This window comes from Butyricicoccus faecihominis, assembly GCF_024462775.1.
Lineage (GTDB): Bacteria > Bacillota > Clostridia > Oscillospirales > Butyricicoccaceae > Agathobaculum > Agathobaculum faecihominis_A.
Window position 1 is genome coordinate 64,039 of record NZ_JANGCE010000014.1, and the last position, 21,988, is coordinate 86,026.

A 21,988-nucleotide genomic window follows, 5' to 3' on the forward strand; every position below is an offset into this window, starting at 1 on the left:
AAGATGATTAGTTGGCCGCCTTCGGCGGCACCCTCCATTCCTAACTCCTAACTCCTAATTCCTAATTCCTAACTACAATGAGGTTTACCATGAACAAACTAGGCGAGAAATCTTTGCGAACATTAGAATATTTTACGATACTGGAACGGCTCGCCGCGCAGGCGGCCAGCGATAAGGGGCGTGAACGGTGCCTTACGCTGCGGCCGCTGGACGACCGGGAGGAGGCCCGCGTCTGGATGGACCAGACGACGGACGCGAAAAACCTGATGATTCGTCAGGGCAGTCCCGCGTTCGGCGGCATCCGCGAGGTAGGCGCTATCCTGTCCCGCGCCGATCGGGGCGGTGTGCTTAACCCGCGCGAGCTGCTTGCCGTTGCGAGCGTGCTGCAAACTTCGCGCCGCGCGCTGGCCTACGACGCCGAGCACGAGGAAAAAACCACGCTTACCCCGATCTTCGGCATGCTTTCGGGCAACCGTGTGCTGGAGGAACAGATCACGACCGCGATCGTTTCCGAAGAAGAAATCGCGGACGGCGCCTCCGCCGAGCTGCTTTCCATCCGCCGAGAAATGCGGCGCATTTCGGGCAAGGTGCGCGAAGCACTGGGCCGCATGCTTTCCGGCGAGCGCGCCAAGTATTTGCAGGAAACCATCATCACCCAGCGCGGCGGCCGTTTTGTGGTGCCGGTCAAGGCCGAGCACCGGGGCGACGTGCCCGGTCTGGTGCACGATACCTCGTCCACCGGCGCGACCGTTTTTATCGAGCCCGCCGCCGTGGTGGAAATCAACAACCAGATCAAGGTGCTCGAAGGGCGCGAGGAGCAGGAGATCGAGCGCATCTTATCCGCGCTGTCGGCTGATGTCGCGCTGTACAAAAACGCGATCGCGCAGGATTACGACGCGCTCACCACGCTGGACTTTATCTTTGCGCGCGCCAAGCTATCCTTTGACATGAACGCCGCGCCGCCCTTGTGGCGCGATACGCCGGGCGCTTGCCGTCTGGTGCGCGCCCGCCACCCGCTGCTCGATAAGGAGAAGGCGGTGCCGATCGATATCGCCATCGGCGACGAATACGACACGCTGGTCATCACCGGCCCGAACACGGGCGGCAAAACAGTGTCGCTCAAAACGCTGGGGCTTTTATGTTTGATGGCGGCTTCCGGCTTGCATATTCCCGCGAGCGAGCAATCCGAGATCGGCCTGTTTGAGCACGTTTACGCCGACATCGGCGACGAGCAGTCGATCGAGCAGTCGCTTTCCACCTTTTCCGCGCACATGAAGACCATTGTTTCCATCATGGATGTGTGCGGGCAGGGCGATCTGGTGCTGTTCGACGAGCTGGGCGCGGGCACCGACCCGGTCGAGGGCGCGGCGCTCGCCGTGGCCGTAATCGGTTATGCGCGTCAAATGGGCGCGCTGGTCGCCGCGACGACGCATTATGCCGAACTGAAAACCTTCGCCCTAACGACCGAGGGCGTGGAAAACGCCTCCTGCGAATTTGACGTGCAGTCCCTTCAGCCGACATACCGACTGCTGACCGGCATTCCCGGCAAGTCGAACGCTTTTGCGATCGCGGGCCGTTTGGGGCTTCAGCCCACCATCATCGAGCGCGCCAAGGAGCAGGTATCCACTGAAAACGCGCGGTTTGAAGACGTGCTGGCCGAGCTGGAACGCGAGCGCCGCCGGATAGACCGCATGAAGGAGGACGCCGCCAAAATGCGCGCCGCCGCGCAGTCCGAGCGGGACAAGGCGCTGCGCACGCGCGACGAGATGGAGCAAAAAGCGGATAAACTGCTGGAAAGCGCCAAATCCCGCGCCGACCGTCTGCTCAAGGACGCGCGCATGACCGCGGAAACCGTATTTGACGAGCTGGACGAGATGAAAAAGAAGGCGCGCGAAAGCGTGCCCGATCACAACCTTGCGGCGGCCCGAGCGGCGCTGCGCGGTATCATCACGCAGACGGAAAACGAGACCCGCCGTTCGGGCGAAAAGCGCACGGTGGACGCGCACGAGCAGCGCAAGCTGCAAAAAGGCGACCGCGTGCGGCTGATCAATGTCGGCGGCGTGCTGGCGACCGTGCTCGCCCCGGCGGATAAGGACGGCAACGTGCAGGTGCAGGCCGGGCCGATGAAAATGACGGTAAAGGAGAACGAGCTGCGCCTGACCGAGGAGCCGAAGGCGGCTTCCAAAACGCCGCGCCCGCGCTCCGGCCCCGCGCCAAAGCTTAACCTGACCGCAGCCGAACGTGAGGTCGATGTACGCGGCCTGAGCGCGGAGGAAGCGATCTACGAGGTGGATAGCTTTTTGTCGCAGGCGATCATGGGCGGCTTGCCCACGGTTACCATCATCCACGGAAAGGGCACGGGTACGCTGCGCGTTGCCATTCAGCAGCATTTGCGCCAGAATAAGCGTGTCAAAAGCGTCCGTTCGGGCGTATACGGCGAAGGCGAGCAGGGCGTGACGATCGCGGAACTTCGTTGATCAAAATGCTGGGAACTGCGCTGGAAATAAGCGAACAAGGGCATAATGCCTGAGGAAATTGGGTTTTGCGCGCGCAAATTCATGGAAAACGCGAACCCGCTGTTGCCAAATTGCCCTTGACGAAACGGGCAAAAGGCGGTATTCTATATATATCGGATTTGAAGAAATAGGAGCGATGCAGATTATGTTTTCTAAAGAGGTACAGGTTACCAATCAGGTAGGTTTATACGCCCGTCCCGCAACTTTTTTCATTCAGAAGGCCAACGAGTTTAAGTCAACCATTCTGGTAGAGAAGGAAGAGCGCCGCGTTAACGCGAAGAGCCTGCTCGGTATCCTTTCCCTTGGCATTACCAAGGGTACGACCATCAACCTGATCGCCGATGGTCCGGACGAGGAAGAAGCAGTCGCCGCGCTTGTCGAGCTGATCACGTCCAATTTTACCGACTAAGGTTGCCCGGAAAGTTATCGCATCCTGAAAAAAGCGCCGAATTTCGGCGCTTTCTTTTTTGTTTGGAAAGGCGGCGGAGCATGTGACGAGGGAACAACTGAAGGAGCGCGTGCGCAAGCTGCCCATGCAGCCCGGCGTTTATCTGCATAAGGATAAAACGGGCAAGGTCATCTACGTCGGCAAGGCCAAGGCGCTGCGCAACCGGGTGTCGAACTACTTTCAAGCGCCCGAACGGCTGAACGCAAAAACGCGCCAGCTCGTTTCCCATATCGATGATTTTGACATCATCGTGACCCAGACCGAGTTTGAAGCCCTAGTGCTGGAAAACTCGATGATAAAAAAGTACAAGCCCAAGTACAATATTCTGCTCAAGGATGATAAGGGCTACCCCTATATCCGGCTGAGCCAAAACGCGCCCTATCCCGCGTTTTCCGTTGTTTCGCGGCCGGAGGAGGATGGGGCGCGGTATTTCGGCCCCTATCCGGGCCGCGTCGCGGCGCGCCGCGCGATCGATACCATCAGCGAAGCGCTGCATTTAAAAACCTGTTCGCGGGTATTTCCGCGCGATATCGGCAAGGAGCGCCCGTGCCTGAACCAGCACATGGGCCGGTGCTGCGCGCCGTGTACGGGCAAGGTGTCCCCCGAGGAGTACCGCGCGCTGATCGCCGAAGCGACCTCGCTTTTTGAGGGGGACGCGAAAAAGCTCGAACGCGAACTGACCGAGCGGATGAACGCGGCGGCGGAGGAATTGCAGTTTGAACGCGCGGCCCTGCTGCGCGACCGCTTACGCGCGGTGCAAAAGCTTTCTTCCCGCCAGCATGTGGTGGCGGGCGCGTTCGCGGAAATTGACGCGGTCGCGTTTGTGCAGGGGCAAACGCGCGCCTGCGTATGTGTGCTGCACTATGCGGCGGGCGCTTTGCAGGATAAGGAATACACCCTGTTCCACCTGACCGAAAGCGACGCGGTCGAGGTGCTTTCCGCCTTTGTCAAGCAGTACTATGCGCGGCGATCGGCCGCGCCGAAGACCCTGCTGCTTTCGCACGAGATTGAGGACGACGGCGCGGTGGCGGAGTATTTGACGAGCATCGCGGGCCGCAAGGTCGAGATCGCGGTGCCGCAGCGCGGCGAACGGCGCGACCTGACGCGCCTTGCTGAGAAAAACGCCCGCGAAGAGATCGAGCGGCACGAGCAGCAATCCGAGCGTCGGCATAAGTCGCTCGAGCTGTTGCAGCGCGTGACCGGTATGATCGCGCTGCCGCTTCGGCTGGAAGCGTACGACATTTCAAACTTTGCCGGGCAGGATACCGTCGGTTCGATGGTGGTTTTTGCCGAAGGCCAGCCCAAACGGAGCGATTACCGCAAATTTAAGATCGAATGCGCGGCAAATGGACAGGATGATTACGCTTCCATGCGTGAAATGCTCACGCGCCGCGTGCAGCGCTATGTGGATGGAGATGAGAAATTCTCGCCCCTGCCGAATGCGTTTTTGATCGACGGCGGTCTTGGCCACGTGCGCGTGTGCCAAGAAGTTCTCGACTCCTTTGGCCTTGATACGCCCTGCTTCGGCATGGTCAAGGACGACCGGCACCGCACCCGCGCGCTCGTTGCGCCGGATGGGCGGGAGTTCGGCATATCTGCCACGCCCGCGTTGTTCGCGCTGATCGGACGCATTCAGGAAGAGGTGCACCGCTTTGCGATCACCTACAACCGCCAGCTCGGCGCGAAAAAGGTGCGCGGCTCCACGCTGGATAAGATAGAGGGCGTGGGCGCGAAACGCCGCGGCCAGCTTTTGCGCCATTTCGGCAGCATTGACAGCATCAAAAACGCCACTGAGGAAGAACTGGCGCGCGCCGTGCCGAAAAATACCGCGCACGCGGTTTTTGAATATTTTCATGGCAATGAAAATATTCAAAAATAATTAGGAATTAGTAGTTAGGAATTAGTAATGAAGCGCCAGCGGTTAGGCAGGCGAAATAGCCGCCTGCGGCGGCTTTGACAATTTCTAACTACTAATTCCTAATTTCTAATTATTCAGAAGGGGGTTAAATTAACGTGAGAGTCGTATCCGGCTCCGCGCGGGGGCTAAAGCTTCAGCCCGTGCCGGGCATGAACACCCGGCCGACGACCGACCGCGTCAAGGAATCGGTTTTCAATATTATCCAAAACCGCGTGCGGGACGCGCGCGTGCTCGACCTGTTTGCAGGCACCGGGCAGCTTGGCATCGAGGCGCTGTCGCGCGGGGCGAAAACATGCGATTTCGTCGAGCGCGACCGCGTCGCTTTTGCGACGGTCAAGAAAAATATTGCGGCCGCCCGCCTTGTCGATCGTGCACAGCTGCACAGCACAGATGCGGATAAATTTATAGCATATGCGAAAAAAGATGCTTACGATTTGATTTTTTTGGATCCGCCTTACGGCGGCAAAATCCTTGCGGCGGCACTTTCCGCGATAGAAACGTTTGACATTCTCTCGACAAATGGTATAATAATATGCGAAAGTGCTGTGGAGGACGTGTTTACCTCCGGTTTTGAGACGGTAAAAACCTACCGCTACGGCGCTACTTTGATTACCGTCCTACAAAAGGGCGGCCGAACGGATGAAACAAATGAGAATTGCGATCTACCCGGGCAGCTTTGATCCGCCCACGCTCGGGCATCAGGATATCATTCGCCGCGCGTCAGTGGTCTTTGACCGGCTGATCGTCGCGGTGATGCACAATCAGAACAAAACGCCGATGTTCACCGTGGAGGAACGCATGGAATTCCTCGAGCGGACGACACGCGACACCCACAATGTGGAAATCACCTCGTTTGACGGCCTGCTGGCCGACTTTGCGCGGCAGCACAGCGCCTGCACGATCATCAAGGGGCTTCGGGCGGTATCCGATTTTGAATACGAGTTCCAGATGGCGCTTGCCAACCGCAAGCTCAATCCGGAGCTGGATACCGCGTTCTTGATGACAAGTGCGGAATACATGTATCTTTCCAGCTCGGTGGTGAAGGATATTGCGGTACACGGCGGCAGCATCGCCGGCTTTGTCCCGGGCGAAATCGTGAACGATATCATGCTTCGAACAAGAAAGGAAGGCTAAACGAGATGGCAACTTTAGACGAACTGATCAACAGCATGTACGATATGGTGCAGGATGCAAAGGGCATTCCACTGGCAGGTGAAAAGTGCATCATGGAGCGCGACCGCCTGCTCGACTTGCTGGATGACCTGCGCGCCACGCTGCCAAACGATTTGAAAATGGCGCAGGATATCGTGGAAAAACGCAACGATATGCTGGCCGCCGGCAAGCGCGAGGCCGAGGCGATCCGCCGTCAGGCCGAGGAGGACGCTCGCCAGATGGTATCCGAGACCGAGATCGTCGTCGCCGCGCGCCGGAAAGCCAAAGAGGTTGCCGGAAACGCTGAAATACAGGCCCGCGAACTGCGCCGCGTCGCCAACGAGTACTGCGAGGATACCCTCAAACGCACCGAGGAGGCCGTCGCCCTTTCGCTGGAAGAGGTCCGAAAGGCCCGCCAGCGCTTTAAAAGCGTGGCGAAATAACATTTGTTCACATGGAAAGAAACGACTGAATGGATATTCGGCCGTTTCTTTTTTTATGCATTATTTTTTTTGCGTGCGAAAATCGTCGGGTCGTGTGAAATACAGAAAAAGGTAGGGATTTCGCCCCACTTTGGGAAAATGACCGGGTAATACAGCAAAATTGTAATTTCATCGAACAGGTGTTTGTAAACAGCGAAAAAACGAAAAAAACGCAAATTGGAGGCTTATTTTCTGCAACATTTCCCGAAAAACATCTTGCAATATGAGGGGCCTGCCGCTATAATGGATTCATGGTGGTGCGAAGTGGGGAGAAGTGTCATGAGTTCCACCAAAGAGAAAGCGTGGTGTAAAATCGGTGAAAGGGGAATACAAGCATTCCATAGACGCGAAGGGGCGTCTGGCCATGCCTGCCAAGCTTCGAGAGGAGCTGGGTGACCGTTTCACCGTGACCAAAGGACTCGATGGCTGCCTTGCCATTTATCCCGAAAAGGAATGGGAAGGCCTTGAAGAACGTATACGCTCGCTGCCGATGAGCAAATCCCGCGATCTGCAGCGATTTTTTTTCTCTGCGGCGTTTGACGCGGAGATGGACGCGCAGGGCCGCATCTTGCTTCCGGTCAACCTGCGAGAGTTTGCGGGACTGAGCAAGGAGACCACCATCATCGGCGCATCGAACCATGCGGAGATCTGGGACAGCGCCAAGTGGGCCGCCTATAACAGCGGCATCACGGACGACCGTATCATGGAAGCAATGGAAGACCTAGGATTTTAACACGGCCTGATTAGGGGAGGGGCTTATGGAATTTCACCATGTATCCATTCTGCTGGGCCCCTGTATCGAGGCGCTGCAAATCAAACCAAACGGCGTTTATGTGGACGCCACGACCGGCGGCGCGGGGCACTCGCTCCGTATCGCTGAAAAGCTGGATGAGACCGGCCGGCTGATCTGTATCGACCGGGACGACGAGGCGCTCCAAAACGCAAAGACCCGTCTTGCGGATGTTTGGGACCGCGTCACGCCGGTAAAAAGTGATTTTAGAGAGATAGACCGCGTGCTCGCGGACCTCGGCCTTGCTGGGGCGGATGGTATTTTGTTCGATCTGGGCGTCTCCTCGCCCCAGCTCGATCACGCAGAGCGCGGTTTTTCCTACATGCAGGACGCGCCGCTCGATATGCGCATGGACCGGAGCCAGCGCCTTACCGCTTACGAGGTGGTGAACGACTGGAGCCGGGAAGAGATACGCCGCATTCTTTTCGAGTATGGCGAGGAACGCTACGCGCCGCTCATCGCGGCCGCGATCGAACGCGAACGGGAAGAAAAGCCGATTGAGACGACCTTGGAGCTTTCCGACCTGATCCGCCGCGCGATGCCTGCAAAGGCTCGGCGCGAAAAACAGCACCCCGCCAAGCGAAGCTTTCAGGCGATCCGCATCGCGGTGAACGACGAGCTTTCCGCCGTGCGCGAAGCGATGGAAAAAGCGATAGACTGTCTGGCGCCCGGCGGCCGTCTGGCGGTGATCACGTTTCACAGTTTGGAGGATCGCATCGTAAAGACCGCCTTCCTACGGGCGGCGCAGGGCTGCACCTGTCCCAAGGATTTTCCGGTTTGCGTATGCGGCAATAAACCCAAGGTGCGCCTAACGCCGAGAAAGCCGATCCTGCCGGACGAAGCGGAGATAGAAGAGAACCCGCGGGCGCGCAGCGCCAAGCTTCGGGTGTGCGAAAAGCTATAGAGCAAGCGGGAGAAAGGATCCTTGACCATGATGAGTGCCAGCCGGGACAGCATAGCGTATGAGCAATATGAAGAGCGCTTTATGCCTGTTCCGAAGCAAACCAAGCGGGAGCTGCGCGAGGTGCCGAAAAAAAAGACCGGCAAAAAGCGAAGGCTTCGCCCGGCGGTAACGGCAAGCTTCGCGGCGGTCGTGCTGACGGTGGTCTACATCCTGATCTGTCAGATGCAGTTGACCCAGCTTACGGCCGAAGTCACGGCACAGACCGAACGGCTCGACGAACTGACGGCGGAAAGCGTTTCGCTTTCCAGCAAAAAGACGTATAACTTGAACATGGATGAGATCGAGCAATACGCGGTGACCAATCTGGGCATGGTCAAGATGGATAACGCCCAGATCGAATATGTGGAGCTGGTCAACCCGGACACGGTAACGGTAAAGGATTCCGGCGTTTCGTTAAGCTCGCTGTTTTCCGGTTTGGTCCGCAGCTTTTCCGCGGTAGTGGAATATCTTAGGTAAAAACTTGAATAGGATAGCGGTACGGGGAGTGAGAGGTGGCAAACACTTCTGACTCCTTACGCTTTTTCGGTGGAGGAACAGGAAAAGACATGGCTATGAAGGGTCCGAACAATCAAATGCGGTCGCGTGTCGTCGTTTTGACGCTGCTATTCGTGGTCGTGGGTTTTGGGTTGGTGGGCGCACGGCTGCTTTACATGCAGGTGTTCCACCATGATTTTTATGTGCAAAAGGCAACGATGCTGCAAACGCGCGATTCGATCATCACGCCCAACCGCGGCACGATCTATGATTGCAACAAGCAAGTCCTTGCTGAATCCGCCACCACCGAAAAGGTGACGATCAGCCCGAAAAACGTGATAGACGAGGATAAGATCGACGCGGGTATCTCGGCCGAGCAGCAGCAGGAAACGCTGGCTAAGATCCTGTCGGAGGAGCTTTCGCTCAATTACGAAACCGTGCTGAAAAAGGTGCAGCGCACCGACACCGCTTATCAGGAAATTGCGGAAAAGATTGATAAAGAAACATCCAACAAGCTGTACAAAGCGCTTGAGGACGCGGACTGCAAGGGCGTCTATCCGGAGCCCGATACCAAGCGATATTACCAATACGGCGCGTATTTGTCCGCTGTGCTGGGCTATGTCAGCGGAGACAACAACGGCGTAATCGGCGTGGAAGCCAAGTACGAAGAGGAGCTTGCCGGCACGGCCGGCCGCGTCGTGCGCGCGCAAAACGCGAAAAATCAGGATATGCCGTACGATTACGAGCAATATATTCCTGCGACAGACGGCAATTCGCTGGTGCTCACCATCGATAACGACATTCAGAGCTATCTGGAAAAGCATTTGGAGACCGCCATGGCCGATAACCCGGACGCGCGTGACGGCGTTTCCGGCGTGGTCATGAATGTGAAGACCGGCGAAATCCTCGCCATGGCGTCTTTGCCCGATTTCGACCCCAACCAGCCGCGCGTTATCACCAATCAGCGGTATCAGGACGAAATGAAAACAAAAGTAGCCGCGGTTTTAACGGAATATGGGGTTTCCGCGGACATTCCCGACGCATACTACGAGAAGGGCGGCATGGAAAACCTGCCCGAAAGCGTGAAAGCCAACGAAAAGCTGGTCGAGGCGATCGGCAACGTCCGCATCGACGAGTTGAACAAAATGTGGCGCAACCCGGTCATCATGGACACCTACGAGCCCGGCTCCACCTTCAAGCTGATGAACGTTTCGACCGCGTACGAGATCGGCACCGCGCACGCGAACGACACGTACAACTGCGGCGGTTCGCTGATGGTAGGCGACTGGTCCAAGCCCATCAACTGCTGGAAGGCGGGCGGCCACGGTTCCGAGAACCTGACCGAAGCGCTGATGAACTCGTGCAACGTCGCCATGATGCAGATCGCGTTCAAGACCGGCATGGACCGTTTCTATGAATTTTACAAGGCCTTCGGCATGACCGAGATCACCGGCATCGATCTGCCGGGCGAGCAGAAGGGTATTTTCCACGATATCACCAATACGTCGGCATGGAACGAAGTATCGCTCGCGGTCGCGTCCTTCGGTCAGCGCTTTACCGTGACCCCGATCCAGATGATCAACATGGTCGCCGCGATCGTGGACGACGGCAAGCTCAAAAAGCCCTATGTGGTCAAGGAAGTGCTGGGGCCGGACGGCTCGGTCAAATCCACCACCGAAACCACCGTGGTGCGGCAGGTCATTTCGGCCGAAACCTCGGCTTTCATGCGGCAGGCGATGCAGCAGGTCGTCGAAAACGGCACCGGTAAAAACGCCTATGTCGCGGGTTACCGCGTGGGCGGCAAGACCGCTACCTCCGAGCTGCTGAAAGAAAAGGACGATACGGAGGACCGTTATACCGCGTCCTTCATCGGCGTAGCGCCGATGGACGATCCGCAGATCGCGGTGCTCGTCGCCATCAACGACCTGCCGGAATCCGCAACGCACGGCGGCGGCGCGATCGCCGCGCCCGTGGTCGGCCGCGTGATGGAGGATGTGCTGCCCTATATCGGCGTCACCCCGATGTACGCGGACGAGGAAGCCGACCGCCGCGAGGTATCGGTGCCCAGTCTGATTGGCATGGATGAAAATCAAGCGGCGGCCGCGCTGAAGGAAGTCGGCCTGTCTTACCGCGTTGTCAGCAACGAGGGCGGAACGATCACCGATCAGGTGCCCGCGGGCGGTATCAAGATCCCCGCGTCCGGCTCGGTCATCCTGTATATGGGCGGGTCTAAGCCGACCGAGCAGATCATCGTGCCCGACCTGATCAATCTGTCTCCGCAGGAATGCCGCGATACGCTCAGCGAGCTCGGCCTGTACATGAAGCGCAAGGGCGTCGCGACCTCGCAGACGACCGGCGAAACGGTGGCGGGCAAACAAAACCCGGTATCCGGCACCAAGGTGAATATCGGCTCGGTCATTACGGTGGACTTCACCAACTCGACCGACGTCGGCGATTAAAAAAGAATGAGTTTTGGGAGTGAAATGCATGAAGCTGCGGGAACTGCTCGCGGGCGTGGCGGTAGAAAACGTCGCCGCCGATCTGGATATGGAAATTGGGCAGGTGCGGTATGATTCGCGTCAAGTAGGCCCGGGCGATCTGTTTGTCGCCATCCGCGGCTACGCGACGGATGGGCACCAATATATCGCGAAGGCGCTCGAACAGGGCGCGGCCGCGATCGTGTGCGAAGAGGCGCCTGACGGCGCGCCCGCCGTCACCGTGCAAAACGCGCGCCGCGCGCTGGCCGAGATCGCGGCTAACCGCTTCGGCCACCCGGCGGACCGCATGGTCATGGTCGGCGTGACCGGTACGAACGGCAAAACGACGACCACCTACCTTGTCAAGCACATGCTGGAAAAGGCGGGCCATAAGGTCGGGTTGATCGGCACCAACCAAAATCTGATCGGCAGCGAAATCATCGAGACCGAACGCACCACCCCGGAAAGCTATGAGCTGCACGCGCTGTTTGCGCGCATGCGGGACGCGGGCTGTACCCATGTGGTCATGGAGGTTTCCTCCCATTCGCTGGTTTTGGACCGCGTGCACGGGATTCGTTTCGCGGTGGGCGCGTTTACCAATTTGACGCAGGATCACCTTGATTTTCACGGCACGATGGAGGAGTACCGCAAAGCAAAGGCGCTGCTTTTCTCCATGTGCGATAAGGGCGTCGTAAATCTTGACGACCCGGCGGCCGAGGCGATGCTGAGAGATGCGAAATGTGAAACCCTTACCTTTTCCTGTGATAAGGACGCGGCTGGGCTGACTGCCAAAAACATCCTGATGCGCGCGAACGGCGTGGAATTCATCGCCTGCACCACGGACGGATTGGCGCGGGTAAAGCTCGCGATCCCCGGACATTTTTCGGTAGAAAACGCGCTGGCCGCGCTGGGAATCGTGTTACAGCTCGGTCTGCCGATCGAGCAAGCGGCGGAAGCGCTCGGCACCGCGACCGGGGTGAAGGGCCGGGTCGAGGTCGTGCCGACCGATACCGATTACACGGTGCTGATCGATTACGCGCATTCGCCGGACGGCGTTGAAAACGTGCTGAAGGCCGTGCGCGGCTTTGCCGCGGGCCGCGTGGTCGCGCTGTTTGGTTGCGGCGGCGACCGCGACAAGACCAAGCGCCCCAAGATGGGCGCGATCGCGGCGCGGCTGGCTGATTTTTGCATCGTCACTTCGGATAATCCGCGCACCGAACAGCCGGACGCCATCATAGAAGATATTTTAGCCGGTATGCAGGAAAGCAAAACGCCGATCAAGGTGATCGCCGACCGGCCCGCGGCCATCCACTGGGCGCTCGACCACGCGAAGAAGGATGATATCATCGTGCTGATGGGCAAGGGCCACGAAACGTATCAGGAGATCAACCACGTCAAGCACCACATGGATGAGCGCGAGATCGTGGCCGCGTATTACGCGGAAAAAAGGAAGTAAAAATAACTGTATGGGGGACGAACGAATGGAACGCTTTACGCTTGCGCAGGCCGAGGCTTGGACCAAAGGAGAAGCGCGGGGCGAAGCGGTGCTGAACGCCGTCTCGACCGATTCCCGACATATTCCCGCGGACGCGCTGTTTGTGCCGATCCGCGGCGATAAATATGATGGGCATGATTTCATCGCCAAAGCGATCGATAACGGCGCTCCGGCGATTGTGTCCCACCGCCGGAGCGAGGAATACCGGGTGCCCGTGCTGTATGTGGAAAACACCTCGCAGGCCTTGCTTGATCTTGCGGGCGGGTACCGGGAGCTGTGCGGGGGCAAGGTGGTCGGCGTCACCGGCTCGGTCGGCAAAACGACCACCAAGGAGCTGACCTACGCCGTGCTTGCGGAGGGTTTCCGCGCGCAGAAAACAGAAGGCAACCTGAACAACGAGATCGGCCTGCCGCTCACGCTCTTCCGCATGACGCGGGAGACCGAGGTCATGGTGGCCGAAATGGGCATGAACCACTTCGGCGAGCTGAGCCGCATGACCATGGCGGCCCGGCCGGATATCGCGGTGATCACCAATATCGGTACCTCGCACATTGAGTTTTTAGGATCGCGCGAGGGCATTTTGCAGGCAAAGCTCGAAATTTTGGAAGGCCTAAAACCGGGCGGCTGCGCCGTTCTTTGCGGCGACGAGCCGCTTTTGTGGGAAAAACGAAATTCTCTCGGTTGCCGCGCCGTCACTTACGGCATAGAAAACAAGGCGTGCGATCTGACCTGCCGCATGGCGGAGGACGGCTCGTTTACCATCATCAATAACAGCCTTTCGTGCGAGACCCTGCCGGTGAACGGAAACTTTGCGGCAAAGCTGAGCCTGCCGGGCGCGCACAATGTGCTCAACGCGCTGGCTGCTGCCGCCGTCGGCCTTGTGCTGGGCGAAGCGCCGGAGCGGATCGCGCGCGGCCTTGCTTCGTATGAAGCGAGCGGCATGCGGCAAAACATTTACGAGCAAAACGGCTTTCGCATTTTTGCGGATTGCTATAACGCCAGCCCGGACGCCATGGAGGCGGCGCTCGCCGTTCTGGGGCGTATGGGCGATACCGGCAACCGCATTGCGGTTTTAGGCTCCATGCTGGAACTGGGCGATTACGCGGAGGAAGGCCACCGGCGCGCGGGCCGCGCGGCGGCGGAAAACGCCGATGCGCTCTATGCCTACGGCCCGGACGCGGACGCCATGGTGCGCGGCGCGCGGGAGCAGGGCATGGCCGCGGCGTTTGCCTTTGCCGACCAGAATGAACTCGTGCGCGAGCTGGTGAAAGCCGCGCGCACCGGCGACGCGCTGCTCTTCAAGGGCAGCCGCGGCATGAAAATGGAACGGGCGCTCGGCCTGTTTTTGGGGGAGGACGTGGAAGAATGAGAGAAGCATTGCTGATCTGCGCGATCGCGTTTATCGCGACCGCGGCCATCGGCCCGGCGATCATCCGCTATCTGCGCAAGATGAAGTTTGGGCAGAAGATTCTGGAGATCGGCCCCAAGTGGCATATGAATAAGCAAAACATACCGACGATGGGCGGCTTCATGTTCATCATCGGGATCGCGGTCGCCGTGGCTGCGGGCCAGCTGCTCACCGGCGGGTTGCAGGTATCCTCGCTCGCCATTCTCGGTTTGGCGGTCGCGTACGGCGCGGTCGGTCTGGTGGACGACTACGCCAAGATCAAAAAACGGGAGAACGCCGGATTGACCGCTCGCCAAAAGCTGATCCTGCAAATCTTGGTCGCGGCGGCGTTTATCGTCATCCTGTTTCTGCAAAGCGAAGACGGCCTGCCCCGCATCTGGATGCCGTTTACCGATATCACGTTCGGCCTTCCATGGCCCGTGTACATCATCTTCGCGGCGTTCGTCATCGTCGGCGCGGATAACGCGGTCAACCTGACGGACGGCATCGACGGACTGGCCGCGGGCGTGACCCTGCCGGTCGCGGTGTTTTTCGCCGCCGTGGGCATCATACGCGGCAATATCGGCGTTACCATTTTCGCCGCGGCGCTGGCCGGCGGTCTGGCGGGCTTTTTGATCTATAACTTCAATCCCGCCAAGGTGTTCATGGGCGATACCGGTTCGCTGTTTCTCGGCGGCGCGGTGGCCGGCCTTGCCTTTGCGTGCGATATGCCGCTCATCCTGCTGCTGGTCGGTTTGGTGTACATCATCGAAACGCTTTCCGTCATTTTGCAGGTGACGTATTTTAAGGCTTCCGGCGGCAAGCGCCTGTTTAAAATGGCCCCCATCCATCATCATTTTGAGATGTGCGGCTGGGGCGAAAAGAAAATCGTACTCATTTTTGCGGGCGTTACCATTTTGCTGTGCGCGCTCGCCTATTACGGCGTCATCACACCGATGCGTTAACGTTCATCCATTTTCCCTGAGACTGTGAGGTGTCCTACGTGGCTACTATTTCGACCAAAGAACGGCTGCCCGCGGTGCGGCAGCAAACGCTGCCCCGTACGCATGCCCGTACCCATGCCCGCGCGCGCGCCAAAACGTGGGATGCCGGACTGCTGCTGTCCATCACGCTGCTGCTCGTGATCGGCCTGATCGCGCTGTTTTCGGCCAGCTATTCGACCGGTTATTACCGTTACGGCAGTTCGACCTTTTTTATCGCCCGTCAGGGCATGTTCGCGGCGGCGGGCTTTGCCGCGATGATGTTGATTTCCAAGATCGATTACCGCGTCTACGCGCGGTTTTATAAGCCGATCATGGGCGCGGCGGTCGTGCTGCTGGTGCTTGTGGCCATCCCCGGCATCGGCACGGTGACCAACGGCGCGCGGCGCTGGCTGTTTGGCTTTCAGCCGTCCGAGTTGGCAAAGCTGGCCGTTATCGTCTGCTTTGCCTACTGGATCGCGCGCGATCCATCGAGCGTGCGCAGTCTGAGAACCATGGCGCGGCCGTATGGTCTGCTGCTTATCGTGTTCGCGGGCCTGCTGTTTTTGGAACCGCATACCTCGGCTACCATCATCATCCTAGGCATGGCGATCGTTATGCTGTTCGCGGCCGGCATGCGTTTGTGGTACTTTATCCCCGTCGGCATTGCGGGCGGCGCGCTCGGCGTGGTGTTCTATACGCAGCTGGAGCATGTGCAAGACCGCATCAACGTCTGGCTCGATCCGTTTATCGATATGGCGAATAAGGGCTTTCAAGGCTCGATGAGCCAAATCGCGATCGGTTCGGGCGGCCTGTTCGGCCTTGGCCTTGGGCAGGGGCGGCAAAAGCACCTGTATCTGCCCGAACCGCAAAATGACTTTATCTTTGCCTCGTGGAGCGAGGAAATGGGCTTTATCGGCGCTTTGATCGTCATTTTGATCTTTGCCTATTTGATCTACCGCGGCTTTACAATCGCGCGCGCCGCGCCCGACCGGTTCAGCTGCATGCTGGCCACCGGCATCACCGCCAAGCTCGCCATTCAAACGCTGATGAACCTGTTCGTCGTCACGGGCATTATCCCGGTCACGGGCGCGAGCCTGCCGTTTTTCAGCTATGGCGGCACGGCGCTGCTGATGCAGATGGGCGAGATGGGCATATTACTGAATATATCACGCTATATGCGGGTTGACGCGAAGCAGGCGGAATAATTGGAATAAAAAGACTGAGCGGAGCTCGGCCTTTTTATGAGAATTCCGGCGAGCCGGAATTCTCTATTTTTGATGCGCTGCGGCGCGGGGGTATGATAGGCTTATGCCGGCCTTGCGGTGCAAACGGGGGGAATTGGTTTGAAGTTGTATATTACGGGCGGGGGAACCGGCGGGCATGTGACGCCCGGCCTTGCCATCGCCCGCTATTTTGAGCAGAAGCATCCGGATGCCGTGATTCGTTTCGCGGGCTCGGCGCGGGGTATTGAAAATAAGCTGATCCCGCGCGAAGGCTATCCGCTCGATACGATCGAGATCATCGGTCTTTCGCGCTCGATGAGCCCGAAGGGCATCGCGCACAACCTAAAGGCGGCGAAGCTGGCTGTTTCCGCGGTAGCTAAAGCCAAGCGGCTGCTGCGGAAGGCCGCGCCGGACTGCGTCATCGGCTGCGGCGGCTATGCCTCGTTCGCGGTGGTAAAGGCCGCGCAGCAGCTCGGCATCCCGACGGTGCTGCTCGAGGTGAACGCCCTGCCCGGCAAGGTGACCAAGATGCTGGCGCAAAAAGCCGACCGCGTGCTGGTCTGCTTTGAAGAGGCAAAAAAGGCGCTCGGCGGCGGCGACAAGGTGATCGTCACAGGCGCACCTGTGCGGGGTGAAATAGCCGCAGCCAACCGCGAAAGAGCGAGAAAAAAGTACGGACTTGCCGAAAATGACCGCTTGGTCGTTTCTTTCTGGGGCTCGATGGGCGCCAAATATATGAACGAGCATATGGCCGGTCTGCTGGCGCTGGAATGCAAAAACAACGTCGGCTATCACCATGTGCACGCCTCAGGCGCGGCGGCGCGCGAGTGGCTGCCGAAGCTTGCCGCGGAGCAGGGGGCCGATCTGGAAAACCACCCGGGCCTGCAACTGGTCGAGTATATTTATGATATGGACGATCGCATGGCCGCGGCGGATCTGATCTTGTGCCGCGCGGGCGCGGCCACGCTCGGCGAGCTGTGCCTGATGGGGCGGCCCAGCATTTTGGTGCCTTCTCCCTTTGTCGCGGAGAACCATCAGGAAAAAAACGCGCGCGCGCTTGAAAATGCGGGAGGCTGCCGGGTATTGCTGGAAAAGGACGCTTTGCCGCAAACGATGTTCGACCTGATCCGCGCACTGCTGTCGGACGACGCCCGGCTGCGCGCGATGGGCAGAGCGGCGACGAGGCTTGCTTCTCCGGACGCCAGCGAAACGATCTACCGCCAGATCATGCAGGCGATCGCATCGGGTAAAAAATAAGCAAAAGGGCGGAAGACCATGAAACGACGAAAACAAAAAACGCCCGGGAATAAACGGCGGCGGCAGAAATCGCCCGCCGCCCGCCGCAGACAGGCCAGCCGCCGGCAGCGCGTTCTGCACGCGGTGGGGCGCGCGGCGTTCCTGCTGATTCTGGTTGCCGCCGCCATTACCGCGCTGACCGTGTTTTTCAAGGTCAGCGCGATCGAGGTGACGGGCACGACGCGTTATACCGAGGCCGAGATCGTATCGGGTATGGATGTGAAAGTGGGGGACAACCTATATCTTTGGAACAAGGTAAAAACCAGCGATGCGCTGCTGGCCAAGTTCCCCTATCTGGAATCCGTGCTGATCCGCCGTAAGCTGCCGGACAAGCTAACCGTGACCGTGACCGAATGCAAGCCCACGCTCGCCGTGCCGTCGGACGGCGGCTACTATCTCGTAAGCGACAAGGGCAAGGTGCTGGAGCAGCGCGCGGACGACGGCGGCCTGCCGGTCGCGACCGGCGTTTCGCTAATGGGCATGGAGCCCGGCAAGGTGATCGACCGCACGACCGACGCTTACGCCGACGCGTTGATGTGCGTGCTGGACGCGCTGCGCGAGGGAGACATGGTAGGCGGTCTGAAATTTATCAACCTGCAATCGCTGACCGATATCCGCATCGGCTATCTGGGGCGGTTCGACATTCGCGTCGGCACGGTGGACGAGCTGAGCTATCGTTTGCGGTTCGCATCCATCGTCATCAGCGACCGGCTATCCCCGTCCGACATCGGACGGCTGTATTGGGACGCGCGGGACCGGCTGCACTTTGTGCCGGACGCGGCCGAGAACGTGGCGCATTCGGCGGTTTCGCTGGATGGCGTGGACCAAACGGCGCTGCAAAACGGCCAAAAAACGGAAAACGGCGCGGACGGCGCGGGACCCGATGAAACGCTGAACGGTATGGAGGACGGCGGCGGCGAAACCGACGGCGCGGACGATACCGGGGACGCCGAAGACGACCAAGGCGATCAGGAGGATGAAAATTGGGAAGACGACGGGGCTTAAGCGCCTTTTGGTCGAATGGCACAGAAATTTCAAAGTTTTTTTGAGGAATTCACTAATATCTGTTGCAAAACCAGTCAAAAAGGGTTAAAATTAAAACAATAGGGACATATGGCCGCGCGCGGGAAAGTGCGCAGCTTCCCATAGACCGAAAATTAATCAGTCAGTTAGATTCTTTATCATAAACGGAGGATGGCAAGAATGGGTTTTGAGTTTGAACAGGGCCTCGATAATGTAGTTAACATTAAGGTTATCGGCATCGGTGGCGGCGGTGGAAACGCGGTCAACCGCATGATCAGCAGCGGCGTGCAGGGCGTTGAGTTTATTTCGGTGAACACCGATATGCAGGCGCTGAACTACTCGCAGGCGGATACCAAGATCCAGATCGGTGAAAAGCTGACTAAGGGTCAGGGCGCGGGCGCGAACCCCGAGATCGGCCGCAAGGCGGCGGAAGAAAGCAAGGATCAGATCACTGCCGCGCTCGCGGGCACCAATATGGTATTTATCACCGCCGGCATGGGCGGCGGCACCGGTACGGGCGCCGCGCCGGTCGTGGCGCAGATCGCGCGCGAAATGGGCATCCTCACCGTGGGCGTTGTCACCCGTCCCTTTGGCTTTGAAGGCAAAAAGCGTCTGGAGCAGGCGCTCGGCGGTATCGACGAACTGGGCAAGAACGTCGACTCGCTTGTCATCATCCCGAACGAACGCTTAAAGTTTGTATCCGAGCAGAAGATCACGTTCAAAAACGCGTTTGAAATCGCGGACGGCGTGCTGCGTCAGGCGGTCGCCAATATTTCCGAACTGATCACCGTGCCCGGCTTCATCAACCTTGACTTTGCCGACGTTACCTCCGTCATGAAGGACGCGGGCTTCGCGCATATCGGCACCGGCCGCGCCGCTGGGAAAGATAAAGCCGCGGAAGCGGCGCGCATGGCGATTTCCAGCCCGCTGCTCGAAACCTCGATCGATATGGCGCGCGGCGTCATCGTATCCGTTATCGGTTCGGACGATATCGGTTTGGACGAAGTGGAGACCGCGGCGACCATGGTGCAGCAGGCCGCGCACCCGGACGCGCACATCATCTTCGGCGCTTTCATCGATGATGAGATGGACGATGAGATCCGCGTCGTCGTTATTGCGACCGGCTTTGATAAGGCGCCCAATTCCGCTCGCATGAGCGGAGAAGGCAAGAAGGACGAACCCGCGCAGGCCGCCGGTCTGTTCACCGAAGCGACCGCCACGGCCGCGGAGGACAAGCCCTCGCCCTCTAATGAGGTCGGCTCCGACGATGCCGCGTTCGATGTACTGATGCGCATCTTTGATAAGGATCGGTAAAAACGCTGGGCTTGCGCCCAACGCATGTTTTATGGAAGAGCCCGTGAGGCGGCGGAAATTTGTTTCCGCCGCCTCACGTCTCGATATTTTGTAACAAAGGAGTGAACGTCGTGAGTTCGGAACCCCGAAGTATTGATCGAAAACGAATAAGCGGCGAGGCGCTCCGGTAGCCTGCCGCAGAAAGGTGGCAGGAAATGGTAGAATTTTACAAAACAATCGATGGAAGAGTGACCGAGCTCTCCGCCTTTGAGGAGGGCTGCTGGGTCAATATGGTGCGCCCCAGCTCGGATGAGATCGATATGATCTCCGGTGCCGCGGGCGTGGAAGAAGAGTTCGTCCGCGCGGCGCTCGACCCGGAAGAAAGCTCCCGTGTCGAAGTCGAGGAGGACCAGCTCCTCATGATCATTGACGTGCCGATGGTCGAAAAAAATTCGGTGGAGGGCGGCCAGCAGATGTTTTCGACCTTGCCAATGGGCATCGTCGTGGGCGGGGCGGCTGTCATCACGGTATGTCTCGAAGATAGCGTGATCCTTCGCTCGATCGCGGAGGGCGCGGTAAAGGGCGTACATACTTCGATGCGTACGCGCTTCGTGTTTCAGATTCTGCTGCGCGTGGCGGGCCGCTTTTTGAAAAACCTGCGCATGATCGAGCGCGACTTTACCAAGATCGAGAAGCGCCTGTACGATTCGCTTCAGAACGAGGAGCTGATCCAGCTGCTTGGTCTGTCCAAATCGCTGGTTTATTTCTCGGCTTCCCTAAAGGGCAACGAAGTGACGATGGAAAAGGTGCTGCGCGGCCGGGTGCTCAAGCTCTATGAGGATGACCGCGACATACTTGAAGACGCGCTGATCGAGATCCGGCAGGCCATTGAAATGGCGGGCATTTATTCAAGCATCCTGTCCGGTACGATGGATGCGTACGCGTCGGTCGTATCGAATAACCTGAACATCATCATGAAGGTGCTGACCGTGCTGACGATTATCATGACCATTCCCAATATCGTGTTCGGTTTTTATGGTATGAATATTGAAAACGGCGCGATTCCGGGCGATGTGTTCTGGTGGATTCCCCTGATCATCTCCATGGTTGCCTGCGCGGGCGCATGGTATCTAATGAAAAAGCGCAACCTTTATTAAACGATCAAAACCGGCCTTTTGGCCGGTTTTTTTGTGCTTGAAGGCACTGGACGAACCGCAAAACGCAGTACAAATGGACGGATGCGGCTTATAAGGCCATGCTGCGCGCCGCCGGTGTGGGGCGGCTGGTGTATTGGACCATCCCGGGGCGCTGCCCCTTTGGCCCTGCCGTGATCCGGCGCGATTGACAAGACGTAGGCCCTTCTATATAATGAAGGGGCAAGGATAAAAACACAGTCCGGTCGGTAGTCCGGGCGCGGCGGAAACGCCGTCAGTAACCTGCCTCCTTTGGTTGTCCGTTCCTTGCAGAGCGATACCTAAAGGAGGAATGGACCATGCGTAAGGTTCAAAGCCGTGTGACCGTTTTTTTCGACGATCCGTTTTGGGTCGGCGTTTACGAACGGGAAACGGAAGGCAGGTATGAGGCCTGCAAGTGGATGTTTGGCGCGGAGCCGCGGGATTATGAGGTGTACGCCTTTCTGTTGCAGAATTGGCGGCGCCTTCGATTCAGTCCGCCGGTTCGTGCCGATGGCCAAAGCGAGCGGCGCGTCAACCCGAAGCGCATGCAGCGCGCGGTTAAGCGTGAACTGCAAGCGACGGGCGTGGGCACCAAGGCGCAACAGGCCCTTGCCGCCCAGCGCGAACAGGGCAAGGAAGCGCGGCGCGTCCGCACCCGCGAGGAACGCGAGCGCGAGCAAGCCGAGCGATACGCCAAGCATCAGCAAAAGCGCAAAGAAAAGCACCGGGGGCATTGAGCCTCCCGGTGTTTTGACATGTTAAAGCACCCTTCGCGCCGCAGCGCGCATAAAATCCATCAAAACCGGGAGCAAGTATCTCGGTTTTGATACAAACCGGCTTCAAGTGTGCCTAAAAGGCGCGCGCAGAAGCCGGAATTCTCGATCGAAATGGG

At 58.6% G+C, this 21,988-nt stretch carries 19 protein-coding genes; all 19 read left to right on the forward strand.

The window, feature by feature from the left end:
* Positions 1-89: 89 nt before the first annotated feature.
* The 19 genes from NE562_RS09065 to NE562_RS09155 all read left to right on the forward strand — a co-directional run bounded on the left by NE562_RS09065 (position 90) and on the right by NE562_RS09155 (position 21,833).
* Positions 90-2,477 carry an endonuclease MutS2 gene (locus NE562_RS09065; protein ID WP_419196000.1) on the forward strand — a complete coding sequence of 796 codons (2,388 nt, stop codon included), beginning with the start codon at positions 90-92 and terminating at the stop codon, positions 2,475-2,477.
* A 184-nt stretch (positions 2,478-2,661) separates the two neighbouring features.
* Positions 2,662-2,925 (forward strand): HPr family phosphocarrier protein, encoded by a 264-nt coding sequence (locus NE562_RS09070; protein ID WP_280962091.1) that lies wholly within the window; start codon positions 2,662-2,664, stop codon positions 2,923-2,925.
* 58 nt (positions 2,926-2,983) lie between these two features.
* Complete coding sequence (uvrC, locus tag NE562_RS09075) at positions 2,984-4,843, forward strand: excinuclease ABC subunit UvrC (protein WP_280962092.1); 1,860 nt, start codon at positions 2,984-2,986, stop codon at positions 4,841-4,843.
* 134 nt (positions 4,844-4,977) lie between these two features.
* Positions 4,978-5,562 carry a 16S rRNA (guanine(966)-N(2))-methyltransferase RsmD gene (rsmD, locus tag NE562_RS09080; protein WP_280962093.1) on the forward strand — a complete coding sequence of 195 codons (585 nt, stop codon included), beginning with the start codon at positions 4,978-4,980 and terminating at the stop codon, positions 5,560-5,562.
* On the forward strand, positions 5,531-6,016 hold the full coding sequence (gene coaD, locus NE562_RS09085) for a pantetheine-phosphate adenylyltransferase (protein ID WP_280962108.1): 486 nt from the start codon (positions 5,531-5,533) through the stop codon (positions 6,014-6,016). Before rsmD ends, coaD begins: the two co-directional genes overlap by 32 nt.
* A 5-nt stretch (positions 6,017-6,021) precedes the next feature.
* The gene (locus NE562_RS09090; protein ID WP_280962094.1) at positions 6,022-6,477 is read left to right on the forward strand and encodes a hypothetical protein; all 456 of its coding nucleotides are present in this window, start codon (positions 6,022-6,024) and stop codon (positions 6,475-6,477) included.
* A gap of 355 nt (positions 6,478-6,832) precedes the next feature.
* Entirely contained in the window at positions 6,833-7,249 is a 417-nt protein-coding gene (gene mraZ / locus NE562_RS09095) for a division/cell wall cluster transcriptional repressor MraZ (protein ID WP_280962095.1), read from the forward strand.
* 25 nt (positions 7,250-7,274) lie between these two features.
* A complete protein-coding gene (gene rsmH, locus NE562_RS09100; protein WP_280962096.1) occupies positions 7,275-8,210 on the forward strand; it encodes a 16S rRNA (cytosine(1402)-N(4))-methyltransferase RsmH in 936 nt (311 codons plus the stop codon).
* Positions 8,211-8,231: 21 nt separating this feature from the next.
* Positions 8,232-8,726 carry a hypothetical protein gene (locus NE562_RS09105; RefSeq protein ID WP_280962097.1) on the forward strand — a complete coding sequence of 165 codons (495 nt, stop codon included), beginning with the start codon at positions 8,232-8,234 and terminating at the stop codon, positions 8,724-8,726.
* An 89-nt stretch (positions 8,727-8,815) separates the two neighbouring features.
* On the forward strand, positions 8,816-11,203 hold the full coding sequence (locus tag NE562_RS09110) for a penicillin-binding transpeptidase domain-containing protein (protein ID WP_280962098.1): 2,388 nt from the start codon (positions 8,816-8,818) through the stop codon (positions 11,201-11,203).
* 28 nt (positions 11,204-11,231) lie between these two features.
* A complete protein-coding gene (locus NE562_RS09115; RefSeq protein ID WP_280962099.1) occupies positions 11,232-12,677 on the forward strand; it encodes a UDP-N-acetylmuramoyl-L-alanyl-D-glutamate--2,6-diaminopimelate ligase in 1,446 nt (481 codons plus the stop codon).
* Between the two features lie 25 nt (positions 12,678-12,702).
* Positions 12,703-14,085, forward strand: coding sequence for a UDP-N-acetylmuramoyl-tripeptide--D-alanyl-D-alanine ligase (locus NE562_RS09120; RefSeq protein ID WP_280962100.1), 1,383 nt, complete (start codon positions 12,703-12,705; stop codon positions 14,083-14,085).
* Positions 14,082-15,068 (forward strand): phospho-N-acetylmuramoyl-pentapeptide-transferase, encoded by a 987-nt coding sequence (mraY, locus tag NE562_RS09125; protein WP_280962101.1) that lies wholly within the window; start codon positions 14,082-14,084, stop codon positions 15,066-15,068. Before NE562_RS09120 ends, mraY begins: the two co-directional genes overlap by 4 nt.
* Positions 15,069-15,106: 38 nt before the next feature.
* Positions 15,107-16,291: a putative lipid II flippase FtsW gene (gene ftsW, locus NE562_RS09130; RefSeq protein WP_280962102.1), complete on the forward strand. Its 1,185-nt coding sequence runs from the start codon at positions 15,107-15,109 to the stop codon at positions 16,289-16,291.
* Positions 16,292-16,429: 138 nt separating this feature from the next.
* Positions 16,430-17,566 carry an undecaprenyldiphospho-muramoylpentapeptide beta-N-acetylglucosaminyltransferase gene (murG, locus tag NE562_RS09135; RefSeq protein ID WP_280962103.1) on the forward strand — a complete coding sequence of 379 codons (1,137 nt, stop codon included), beginning with the start codon at positions 16,430-16,432 and terminating at the stop codon, positions 17,564-17,566.
* Positions 17,567-17,584: 18 nt separating this feature from the next.
* Positions 17,585-18,610: a cell division protein FtsQ/DivIB gene (locus NE562_RS09140; protein WP_280962104.1), complete on the forward strand. Its 1,026-nt coding sequence runs from the start codon at positions 17,585-17,587 to the stop codon at positions 18,608-18,610.
* Between the two features lie 198 nt (positions 18,611-18,808).
* Complete coding sequence (gene ftsZ / locus NE562_RS09145; RefSeq protein ID WP_280962105.1) at positions 18,809-19,942, forward strand: cell division protein FtsZ; 1,134 nt, start codon at positions 18,809-18,811, stop codon at positions 19,940-19,942.
* Between the two features lie 194 nt (positions 19,943-20,136).
* On the forward strand, positions 20,137-21,078 hold the full coding sequence (locus tag NE562_RS09150) for a magnesium transporter CorA family protein (RefSeq protein WP_280962106.1): 942 nt from the start codon (positions 20,137-20,139) through the stop codon (positions 21,076-21,078).
* Positions 21,079-21,413: 335 nt separating this feature from the next.
* On the forward strand, positions 21,414-21,833 hold the full coding sequence (locus tag NE562_RS09155) for a YjdF family protein (RefSeq protein WP_280962107.1): 420 nt from the start codon (positions 21,414-21,416) through the stop codon (positions 21,831-21,833).
* Positions 21,834-21,988: the final 155 nt, after the last annotated feature.